The organism is candidate division WOR-3 bacterium (assembly GCA_011052815.1).
In the GTDB taxonomy this organism is placed as follows: Bacteria; Hydrothermota; Tepidihabitantia; order SM23-42; family SM23-42; genus DRIG01.
Window position 1 is genome coordinate 1 of the sequence record DRIG01000081.1, and the last position, 11,044, is coordinate 11,044.

At 41.6% G+C, this 11,044-nt stretch carries 12 protein-coding genes and 1 pseudogene; all 13 read left to right on the forward strand.

Features of this window, described 5'->3' with window-relative positions; translation table 11 throughout:
* Position 1 precedes the first annotated feature (1 nt).
* The 13 genes and pseudogenes from ENI34_07400 to ENI34_07460 all read left to right on the forward strand — a co-directional run bounded on the left by ENI34_07400 (position 2) and on the right by ENI34_07460 (position 10,879).
* On the forward strand, positions 2–676 hold the full coding sequence (locus tag ENI34_07400; protein ID HEC78951.1) for a pyridoxal-phosphate dependent enzyme: 675 nt from the start codon (positions 2–4) through the stop codon (positions 674–676).
* A gap of 254 nt (positions 677–930) precedes the next feature.
* Entirely contained in the window at positions 931–1,284 is a 354-nt protein-coding gene (locus tag ENI34_07405) for a peroxiredoxin (GenBank protein ID HEC78952.1), read from the forward strand.
* Between the two features lie 10 nt (positions 1,285–1,294).
* Entirely contained in the window at positions 1,295–1,516 is a 222-nt protein-coding gene (locus tag ENI34_07410) for a SirA-like protein (protein HEC78953.1), read from the forward strand.
* A gap of 8 nt (positions 1,517–1,524) precedes the next feature.
* Positions 1,525–1,953 carry a hydrogenase iron-sulfur subunit gene (locus ENI34_07415; GenBank protein ID HEC78954.1) on the forward strand — a complete coding sequence of 143 codons (429 nt, stop codon included), beginning with the start codon at positions 1,525–1,527 and terminating at the stop codon, positions 1,951–1,953.
* Positions 1,953–3,206, forward strand: coding sequence for a CoB--CoM heterodisulfide reductase iron-sulfur subunit A family protein (locus ENI34_07420; GenBank protein HEC78955.1), 1,254 nt, complete (start codon positions 1,953–1,955; stop codon positions 3,204–3,206). The genes ENI34_07415 and ENI34_07420 overlap by 1 nt, the downstream gene beginning before the upstream one ends.
* A gap of 1 nt (position 3,207) precedes the next feature.
* Positions 3,208–4,860 (forward strand): CoB--CoM heterodisulfide reductase iron-sulfur subunit A family protein, encoded by a 1,653-nt coding sequence (locus tag ENI34_07425; protein ID HEC78956.1) that lies wholly within the window; start codon positions 3,208–3,210, stop codon positions 4,858–4,860.
* On the forward strand, positions 4,857–5,975 hold the full coding sequence (locus ENI34_07430) for a hypothetical protein (protein ID HEC78957.1): 1,119 nt from the start codon (positions 4,857–4,859) through the stop codon (positions 5,973–5,975). Before ENI34_07425 ends, ENI34_07430 begins: the two co-directional genes overlap by 4 nt.
* Positions 5,972–7,045 carry a coenzyme F420 hydrogenase gene (locus ENI34_07435; GenBank protein ID HEC78958.1) on the forward strand — a complete coding sequence of 358 codons (1,074 nt, stop codon included), beginning with the start codon at positions 5,972–5,974 and terminating at the stop codon, positions 7,043–7,045. The genes ENI34_07430 and ENI34_07435 overlap by 4 nt, the downstream gene beginning before the upstream one ends.
* The gene (locus ENI34_07440; protein HEC78959.1) at positions 7,045–7,473 is read left to right on the forward strand and encodes a hydrogenase iron-sulfur subunit; all 429 of its coding nucleotides are present in this window, start codon (positions 7,045–7,047) and stop codon (positions 7,471–7,473) included. Before ENI34_07435 ends, ENI34_07440 begins: the two co-directional genes overlap by 1 nt.
* 222 nt (positions 7,474–7,695) lie before the next feature.
* Positions 7,696–7,812, forward strand: a pseudogene (locus ENI34_07445) (recombinase XerC).
* 135 nt (positions 7,813–7,947) lie between these two features.
* Positions 7,948–9,078 carry a hypothetical protein gene (locus ENI34_07450; protein HEC78960.1) on the forward strand — a complete coding sequence of 377 codons (1,131 nt, stop codon included), beginning with the start codon at positions 7,948–7,950 and terminating at the stop codon, positions 9,076–9,078.
* Positions 9,078–10,067 (forward strand): hypothetical protein, encoded by a 990-nt coding sequence (locus ENI34_07455; GenBank protein ID HEC78961.1) that lies wholly within the window; start codon positions 9,078–9,080, stop codon positions 10,065–10,067. The genes ENI34_07450 and ENI34_07455 overlap by 1 nt, the downstream gene beginning before the upstream one ends.
* A 59-nt stretch (positions 10,068–10,126) precedes the next feature.
* Positions 10,127–10,879 (forward strand): CPBP family intramembrane metalloprotease, encoded by a 753-nt coding sequence (locus ENI34_07460; GenBank protein ID HEC78962.1) that lies wholly within the window; start codon positions 10,127–10,129, stop codon positions 10,877–10,879.
* The last annotated feature ends 165 nt before the right edge of the window (positions 10,880–11,044 follow it).

The window sequence follows — 11,044 nt, forward strand, 5'->3', positions numbered from 1 at the left end:
AATACCGACCGGCAATATCTTGATTGACCGTTTACTCAATGCTCAGATCACCTATATTAGTACGAAACAGTATGAAGATCATCGGACTGAGATTATGAATAGGCTGGCACAAAAATTAGCGCGCAAAGGGGAAAAAGCATATATTGTTCCAGAAGGCGGTTCGAATGAGATCGGTGCCTTAGGTTATCTTAATTGTATGCGGGAGATGGCGGGATTTATAAAAAAAGAAAAAATTAATGCAGTGTATTGTGCAGTTGGTTCAGGAGGAACATACGCAGGATTGTTATTGGGTAAGAAACTGTTGAAAGTGGATGTGGATTTGAATGGAGTAATTATTTGTGACACAGTACCATATTTTACCGAAAAGATTCTTAATATCTGCGAGCGGGCGATATCCCGATTTAATATGAAGATCAAGATCGAACAAAACGATATAAATTTAATCGATGGCTATGTTGGCCAGGGATATGCAATTCCATATCAAGAAGAGGTGGAGATAATAAAAAGGGTCGCGAAGACCGGTATTATCCTTGAACCGGTGTATACAGGTAAGACCTTCTATGGTATGCTCCAGCAGTTGAAAGTGAAGAAATACAAAAAAGTTATTTTCATCCATACCGGTGGACTCTTCAGTATATTCGCATTTAATAAAATACTATTCTCCTACAGAAATTAACATTTCCACCTGGCGATTCTATACGTAGATTGTATTTGATTTTATTGAGTAACGTTCACATACATTGGGCGCATATTGTTTTTTTCTTTTCTAATTCAATTCACAACGGCGAAAAGAATACTACATAAAATACTACTTATATATATAAAAACAATCATTGCAACGTTAATTAACTATTGACATTACAAAATTTTTGAATTATAATGAATGGAATTTTTCTTAATTTTTTAACAATCAAATTAAAGGAGAGTAATATGGCAAAAGTAGCATTGGTTTGTAATGGTTCAGAAAATAAAAACATAATACCAACATTGGTATTAGGTTCTGCGGCTGCCGCTGCCGGTGATACAGTCTACATTTTCTTTACACCGGGGGCTGCAGATCTTATGAAACCGGGGGTGATTGAGAATCTGAAAGCGAAGGGCTATCCTGATGCAATAGAACTCTGGAACGGCATTAAAAATCTTGGTGGGAAGTTTTATCTCTGTGAATTGGTTCTTGAAGCTAAAGGCGTAAAGAAAGAGGAACTTCGGGATGATGTCGAGCTCGTTGGTGCTACTACATTTATGGCAGATATTCAGGGTGCACAGATAACATTTGCATTCTAAGGAGTAAAAAATGGCAGTTCATAAACTTGAACTTTTAGGTTTGAAGTGCCCTCAGCCCGTTTTGAAGATCGCGACTGAGGCACCAAAGCTTCAACCCGGTGATGTGCTCGAGGTGCTGGCCGATTGTCCCTCATTTCCCAGGGATGTTGAGGCCTGGTGTAAGAAGACCGGAAAGACTCTACTTTTCTGTCGTGATGAGGGCGGGAAATATAATGCCCAAATTCAATTCTAATAGGGAAGATGGACCATACTTTTGAACCGAATATTATCGGTTTTCTCTGCAACTGGTGTTCGTATGCTGCCGCTGATTTGGCGGGAAGTAATAAGTTGGAAGTCCCATCAAATCTTACGACAATCCGGGTGATGTGTTCAAGCCGTGTTGACCCCATCTTTATCCTGAATGCCTATCTTCGGGGTGTTGATGGGGTCATAATTGCAGGTTGTCATCCGGGCGATTGTCATTATCAGACGGGAAACTACTACACCCGGAGAAGATTTGCACTCCTCAGTAAAATTCTGAAGACTTTTGATCTTGATCCCCATCGATTTCGACTATCCTGGATCTCAGCGTCAGAGGGACAGCGTTTTTCTCAGGTGACCAAGGAGTTTGCCGAATCGATTCAGAAGGCGGGGCCAAACCCATTGAAGAAAAAATCCTTTCTTGAATAATGAAAGAAAAAAATATTCTGGTGATCGGTGCAGGTCTGGCCGGAATTGAGGCCAGCCTTTTATGTGCCCGTGCCGGGCGCAAGGTCTACCTTGTAGAAAAGGAGTCCTATTTCGGTGGTTCTGCAATTAAATCAGAAGAGGTCTTTCCCCAGATGGAATGTGCTACTTGTATGCTTGCACCGAAACAGTCTGAAGTCTTAGAAGATAAGAATATCGAACTATTAACCTTGAGTGAAGTGAAAGAGATCAAAGGTGAACCGGGTAATTTCCAGGTGAAGATTTTGAAGAAGGCAAGGTATGTAAGTGTGGTCAATTGTATCGGTTGCGGGGCATGTTTTGAACCCTGTCCAGTCAGTCTCGACAATGAGTTTGAAGAAAGATTATCCAAGCGAAAGGCGATCTATCTTGCCTGTGCCGGAGCACTGCCCAATGTTCCTGCAATTGATATGGAAAACTGCCTGCGGGCAAAGGGTGAAGATTGTCAGGCCTGTAAAGAGGCCTGTATGTTCGATGCCATCATCTATGATGATAAGGACGAAGAACTCTCGATATCGGTCGGGTCGATCATTATCGCCACCGGATTCAGGCTGTCCGATTCGGAAAAATTCTCTGATTTGGGTTATAAAAAATTTAAGAATGTATTTTCAGCCTTTGAATTTGAAAGACTCAGGGCATCAAATGGACCCACTGCAGGAGAGATCCTGACCCGCGATGGTAAACCACCAAAATCGATTGCATTCATCCACTGTGTCGGCCGAGAAGAAAAGGGCTACTGCTCTCAGATCTGTTGTCTATATCTGACGAAATTCGCCCGTTACGCCCTGGATAAAATACCCGGGGTAAAGGTGTATCAGTTCTATAAAGAACTTTCTATTCCGGGTAAGGGGAATCAGAAATTCTTCCAGGAAATAAAGGAAAAGGGAATAAATCTGATACGGACGAAAAAAGTATCTATCTCCGAGAACGAAAATGGGTTACACCTCACCTATGAAGATAATAAAGCGGTTGATGTTGATATGGTGGTTTTGGCACCTCCGGTTGAGCCGCATCCCGGGACCAAAGAGATTGCGCGGTTACTCAATCTGGAGCAGGAACAATTCGGATTTTTTAAAACCACTGAATTCAATCCAATAGAATCGAATCGCCCCGGAATCTTTATCGCCGGTTGTGCCCAGGGACCCAACTTTATGCAGGATGTAATTCTTCAGGCCCAGGCTGCGGCCGGTGCCGCACTCCATCTCACCGGGAGCTAAAATGTCAAGAATAGGTCTTTTCTTATGTGAATGTGGACCCAATATTGCCGAGGCAATAGATTTAGATAAGATTGCCGAGTATATACATCAGGAAAAGAAAGTTGCCGGGATCGAGCGGCACCGACTGCTCTGTTCAGAAGAGGGCAAAAAATTTCTTGCTGAATCGATTAAACAGAATCAATTTGATCATATTGTGATTGCCGCCTGTTCCCCGAAACAACACGAATCAACTTTTATGCAGGTTCTGTCCCAAACTGGATTGAATCCATACCTCTTACAACTGGTGAATATACGGGAGCAGTGTGCCTGGACGATCCCGGATAAAGAGGCAGCCACGAAAAAGGCCCTTCGTCTGATTCGTGCCGCAATCAATCGGGTGAGGTTTCACAGTGAATTGCAGGAGAAGGAGATTGAAGCTAACCCCGATGTTGTGGTCATCGGTGCAGGTATGACCGGGATTGAAACCGCACTCAGTCTTGCCCAGCAAGATAGAATTGTTTATCTAATCGATAAAGATAAGCTCGGAGGTATGCTCAAGAATCTAAAACGGCTCTTTCCAGGTATGCTGGATCCCCAGAGGTTTCTTCAGGAAAAGATTGCCGAGCTCAATAACCAGCCCCAGATCAGGGTTTTCGAAGATAGTCAGGTCAAAGAAATCCTCGGTTTCTTCGGCAATTTTATCGTGACGATAGTCAATAAAGAAAAAGAAATCAACTTAAAGGCTGGTTCCGTAGTTCTGGGGATTGGTGCGCAGGAATTTGTTCCCGAAGGGCTGGACCAATTCGGCTATGGACTGAAGAATGTCTACACCGCACTCCAATTTGAAAAAGAGGGACTGACAAAAATTCCAAATGAATCAAAAACCCTCGCAATAATCCACTGTGTGGGCCGGGAAAAACTGGGTTACTGTTCAAAATTTTGCTGTGTCAATTCAATGAAACTTGCCCGTTTGATAAAAGAGAAGAGACCGGATATCAAGGTTATTCAGTTCTATCAGGAATTGTGCCTGCCAGGGAAGGAATATGATAAATTTTATAGAGAGACCAGGGAAAAAGGTATTGAGTTCATCCGATTTGATAAAATTGGTGTTGGCAAAAATGGGAATCAACTGGAACTCAAGTACGGGTCAGGGGATGGAACAGAAAAGCATCTGAATGTCGATATCGTGATTCTCGCGACCGGCTTGATACCGAATCCAGAGACTAAAGATTTCGCTCAAATGTTGAATATCGCAGTGGATGATTATGGATTCTTTAAAGAGGAACATATTAAGTTGAGCCCGGTTTCAACCCTGACCGATGGAATATTTATCGCCGGGACCTGCCAGGGACCAAAGGATATTAAAGAATCGATACTACAGGCAAAGGCAGCCTCGGGACGAATACTTTCTGCATTGATTCCAGGAAGAAAATTACCGATCGAGGCGAAGGCATCAGAAATCTCTGATTCCCTCTGTATGGGTTGTGGGGTCTGTGTCCAGGTCTGTGCCTACGGTGCAGTATCCATCGACGAACGTAAGCATATCTCAGTTGTGAACGAAGTTTTATGTCGTGGTTGTGGAAATTGTGCCGCATCCTGCCCATCAGGTGCAGCAAGCCACCGCCACTTTACGAATCAACAACTTTATTATGAAGCAAGAGAGATACTTAGATGAAGGGAAAAATTATAAAAAACTCAGATAATATAAATACTAAAATAAGAGAAATTCTTGAGTCTCTGATTTCAAAACAGATTTTCAATGCAATCTTCGTGCCGGTGAGAGTTCCTACCGGTGAATCATTTACATATCTATTGATAAAAGATAAAAATGTTCTTAAGGACTGCATCCCGCTTCCTCCAATAATGTCGGTTCAGGGTGCCAGGGCATTTAGGGATCTCACTCGACTCGGAAGATTGGGGCTTAAGATATTATGTGTTATGAGACCCTGTGAAATAAGGGCGATGATTGAACTATCAAAGTTGAGGCAGGTAACACTCGAAGATGTCTCATTCTTGAGCCTTGACTGCCCGGGTGTATATCAAACAGCAGATTATATTATCGAACCGGAAAAATACGACAAATCGTTCTCTTCGCTCCTTGAAAAGTGGGAACCTGAGGGGCTCCGTCCAAACTGTCGGGTCTGCAACCATTTCAGTAACCAGGAAATTAATTCAGACCTCCATATCGGATTCTATGACCGATCTCTTGTCATCGTTCCCTTAACTAAAAAGGGAGAAGAAATCTTTACATCGCTCGGTTTTGAATCGACTGACGACCTCGCGGATTGGGAAAATCGAAAAAACGAACTCTTAAGGAGAAAGGAAGAGATTCGAAATAAGACATTTACAGAACTTCACAACCGAACAAGGGGGATTGAAGGTCTTGAAACTTTTTTTAAAGGGTGTATAAACTGCCATAACTGTATGAGGGTATGCCCGATCTGTTACTGCCGTCAGTGCTTCTTTGAGTCCACGGATCAGCTGAAGCGCGAATTTGAGGACTATCTCATAAGGACAGAAAAAAAAGGTGGGATTAGATTCCCGGTTGACCGCATGTTATTCCACCTGGGAAGAATGAACCATATGTCCCTTTCCTGTGTGGGGTGCGGTGTTTGTGAGGACGGTTGTCCTATGGATATTCCAGTGGGTCAGATATTCAATTTCGTCGGAGATGAAGTGCAAAAGATGTTTGGATATCTACCAGGAGGAGATAAAGATGAACCGATTCCGGTGCTTACTTATAAAGAAGATGAATTCCATGAATATGAGGACGCCCAGGAGACGAAATGAAGGCATTGAAGATTTCAAAATCTCCCGATGATGCAATAAAAGATCTTTTATCATCGCTATTTGAGAAGCAAAAAATCAAGGGTGTATTCAGTCTCTGCTATGACCAGGATTATTTTTATGGATTTGTAACCGACAAAAATCTCCTCAATAAACTTACACCGACCGCACCGGTTATGCCGGCAAATGGAGGCAAGATGCTTTCCCGACTCACCATGCTCGAACCGATTCAGACACCTATTGTGGTTGTGCTCAGACCATGTGAACTCAGGGCATTGTATGAATTGGTCAAGTTGGAGCAGGCGAATATTGAAAATCTGATATTTATCAGTTTTATCTGTCCAGGTGTTCTTTCGCTTAAAGAAATAAAGGGTAATATTGAAGAAAAGGTTGCCAATGTAAATCAGAAACAGGGCTTACGCGAATGCTGTCGGTTCTGTGAGAATTTTGTTCCGGAAAATGCCGACCTTATTCTTCCCATTATCGATGGAGAAAACAATAATAAAACTACTATCTTCATAAAAACAGAACGGGGTGAGGAATTACTCCAAGGTATTGAAAACAACCTCGTTGAAGAAGATTTCGATTCTGCCACATTATCTTCTATAAGAGAAGAAAGAACACGATATAAAGAGAAGACCTGGCAGAATATAAAAACAGAAAACTTCGGGATACCCGGCTTGATTGATATCTTTGGTCGCTGTATAAACTGCCACGCCTGTGGTCGAGCCTGTCCAATCTGCTACTGTAACCTTTGTTACTTTGATTCTGCGAGTAATGATACGGGTCCCAGAGTTTACGAAGAAGAACTCGAGAGAAGGGGGGCATTGAGATTACCTTCAGGTACTATCTTTTATCATATCGGACGGATGATCCATATAAGTTTGAGCTGTGTGGGATGTGGAATGTGTTCGGATGTTTGTCCAATATCAATTCCTGTAGGTACTGTTTTTACAAAGATTGCTGAAGCAACCCAGGGACTTTTCAATTATGTGCCGGGTCGAGACCTCGAAGAGAAAATTCCGATTTCGACCTTCAAAATTAAAGAATTCGATGAATTGGGAGAGGCATAATGGAAGAGAAAGAGTTTTTACCTCGTATCATTGGATTCCTCTGCAAGTGGTGTTCCTATGCGGGAGCCGACCTTGCAGGAGTCTCAAGACTGAAGATGCCGGCGACTTTGATTCCAATCCGGGTAATGTGCTCCAGTCGGGTTGATCCGCTCTTTATCCTCGCCGCTCTGCTCAGGGGAGCCGATGCGGTGCTTGTAGCAGGATGCCATCCTGGTGATTGTCATTACCAGACCGGCAACTACTATACCCGAAGAAGGATTGCACTTCTCGAAAAGATTTTCGACCAATTGGGCATTGAGACTGACCGTTTGCGGCTTGCTTGGATTTCTGCGTCTGAAGGCAGCCGTTTCCGGGATGTGATTACCAAATTCACCCAACAGATTAAAGAAAAAGGGCCGAATCCTATAAAGAAAGAGATATTTTTGTAAACGGAATAGTCGGTAAAATCCTTAAATCCTCCTAAAAGTGTAAGCGAGATGTGTTCACGCTTGCAATTTCCAATTGACAGCTTGGAAATAGTCTGTATAATTACGGGGAGAAAAAGAAAGTAAGATTATTAAAAAAGGGAATAGAATAAAGGACGAGGTTTAGAATATGGCGGTTGAGGAGACTGCAAAATACCTGCCGTGAAAATTGAGATTGGGAAAAACGAGATACTTGGGTATAAGAGCAGCAAAACGACAGAAATTTATACTCATGTCAGCAAGGCAAGCTTGACAAGCATAAAAAATCCTCTTGATTCAATTTTCAAGAGGGAAGAGGTATGAATGCGTCCGGAAGTATGTATATTTGCAATATTGCGTATATACCCCCAAATTGGAAGGATATCCGCATTGCAGATATAAACGAATTATATGAAATGGCGGCAGAATGCTCATAATGAGAGATGGAGGAGATAAACTATGATTAGAATAATATTTTCGTTTGTCATATTCCTTCACGGATTAATCCATCTGTTTGGATTCGTGAAGGAATGGAAGTTAACTCGGGTAAAACAACTACCAGGAGAAACACTTATTTCTTTATCGGGCGGTTTATCTAAAATGGTAGGAATAGTCTGGTTGACTGCCTGTTTACTTTCCATTCTTTCTGGAGTAGCATACTTGGCGAGAAAAGAATGGTGGTGGATGGTTGCAGTTATTGTAATTGTTGTTTCTCAAATCCTGATTATCATTTACTGGAAAGATGCAAAGTTTGGAACTATTGCCAATTTCATAATACTTATTGCCTGTGTTCTTTCATATGGAAGCTGGAGCTTTGACAGAATAGTAAACGATGAACTCAAATCATTCCTCCCGGAAAAGGAAATAGAGAAAAGAATAGTAACTGCAGAAACGGTTGATGAGCTTCCACCCGTGGTGCAGAGGTGGCTTAAGCGTTCTAATATTATAGGAAAAGAGGAAATTCATACCGTTCACTTAAGGCAGAAGGGCGAGATGAGAATTAAACCAGAGAGCAACTGGATGTCCGTGGACGCAGAACAATATACTCTCACAAATCCTCCCGGCTTTATATGGATAGCAGATGTTAAGGCTGCTCCATTTTTGCATCTTTCTGGGAGGGACAAATACGAAGAAGGAAGAGGTCACATGCTCATCAAATTGTTTTCTCTCATTCCCGTTGTTAATGCAAAAGGAAAAGAGATAGACCAAGGGGCTTTGTTGAGGTATCTGGGTGAAATTGTGTGGCATCCTTCATCAGCGTTGAGCGATTATATCTCTTGGGAAGAAATAAATTCAACAGCAGCAAAGGCTACGATGAGCTATGGGGGAGTAACAGCTTCAGGCACATTCAAATTTGATGAGAACGGAGACTTTGTGAGCTTCGAGGCAGATCGCTATTACTATCGTAAAGAAGGCTCAACTCTGGAAAGATGGGTTATTACAGCTAAGAAGAATTACAAGGAATTCGAAGGTATCAGGGTGCCGGCAACTCTCTCTGTAACATGGAAGCTTGAAACAGGGGATTTTATATGGTATAAATTGGAGATAAGAGAAATAAATTATAACATACAAAGAAAGGAGACAAAGTGATGAGCATGCCCGAAAATATAGTACAAATTCTTAAATACGCCTCTCTCGCTCCCAGTTCGCATAATACGCAACCATGGAGAGTTAAGATCATTTCAGAGTCTGGGTTGGTAATCCAGTCCGATTCGACAAGATGGATACCAAAAGTTGATCCTGATAATCGAGAGCTTTTGCTTTCGATAGGTATTTTTTGGGAAAACTTAGTTCAATCTTGTCTCGCATTTGGATTTGAGGCTCAAACAGAAGTCCTGGCAACTAATCCTAAAGATATAGATATTCTGAAGGTGAAATTAGTAAGATGCCCCCCACTGAAAGACAATTGTCTGGAGCTGATGGAAATGAGAGTAACTAATAGGAAACCTTATGAGAATAGAGATTTGGATCCTTTGCACATAAAGGAACTCAAAAAACTTTTGCCCCATCACCTTACCTATTTTCCAAGAGAGAGTAAAGAAGGTGAATGGATTACGAAGAGCACAATAGAAGCAAGTAAAAAACAGGCGTTTGATGACGAAAAACAGAAAGAACTGTCAGAGTGGCTGAGATTTTCACGCTCTGAAGTCAAAAAAAGAAAGGACGGTCTTACACCAGAGATGCTCGGAATGTCAGGCATGGCAAAGTTTTTCTGGTATACATTTATGAGCAGAAAGAGTGCTCTCTCTGGATCTTTCCGCAATAAAGGTGTGGAGAACATCAAAAATCAAGCAAATAATTGTGCTGGCTTCATAGTAATAACCAGTGACGATGTATCAGTTTCGTCTTTACTTCATGCTGGAAGAGAATTTGAGAGTTTGGCACTGAAATGCACAGAGCTCAGAATCGCCGTTCATCCTATGTCACAGTTGATCGAGGAGTTGCCATGGAAGGAGCAAATTGGAGAATCACTTGGTCTTAAAAAACCCGTTCAATTCGTTTTGCGTGTTGGCTATTCAAAGTTTCAACCTAAGCCAAGTGTTCGGAGACCCATTGAGGAATTTACAGTCATAAGATGAAAAAGCTTAAATTTAGGTTACATAATAAATGGTGTGAATTTTAAAATGGGAGAAAAAATATGAATAAGGCAGATCTATCAATCAAGACCTATATTGCCCTTATCATAGCTTTTACTATCTTGGCAGCAATTAATATCTTTTTACCTCAAGGTTCTTTTCTACCAATTTTGCCAGAGCAAGAACTTCCAGCCCCTAAACCAGTGCTTGCCCTTGTGAATGCAGTCATTATGCTTGTTCTATATGGTGGTTTGGGTTTTCTTGGATTAAAACTTTCACAAAAACTTGGCTTTGCTGACATTTGGGATTCGAAAGTTTCCAACAAACAAAGGCTTCTAATTCCCGCATTCATTGGGTTAGGCATCGGTGTATTTTTCATTTTCGCCGATGCCATTTTGAGTCAATTTCATACCTTAGGACCACTTCCTCATCCAACATTTCCCACTTCCCTCGTTGCTTCGGCTGTTGCTGGTATTGGAGAAGAACTAATATTTCGTCTGTTTTTCATCTCATTCTGGGTATGGCTTATCTCTTATGTAATTCTAAAAAAGAGGTGGCAAAATCAAATCTTCTGGATTGTAGCCATTTTTTCGGCTCTTGCATTTGCTTTTGGGCATATTCCTTCGGTAATGATTCTTTTTGGTTTGAATACTGTTAATGAAATTCCATTTGCTCTTATGACTGAGATTATTCTTCTCAACGGAGTACTTTCACTTTTTGCTGCCTATTACTTCAGGAAATTTGGATTTCTGGCTGCAGTTGGCATCCACTTTTGGGTAGATATAGTCTGGCACGTTATTTGGGGAATGATTTAGTTATGCCGCCACATCAACACAGCATAAAAGGTTCGTTTTCGCTCACCCAAATCCTTCGCTAACGTTCAGGACTTCTTTTATGGTGGGAACGTTATCTGAAATGCTGTGTATAGGAAAGACGAAAAGGATGGGTGAGAAAACCTTAAAAGAGAGAGGTATTTAACA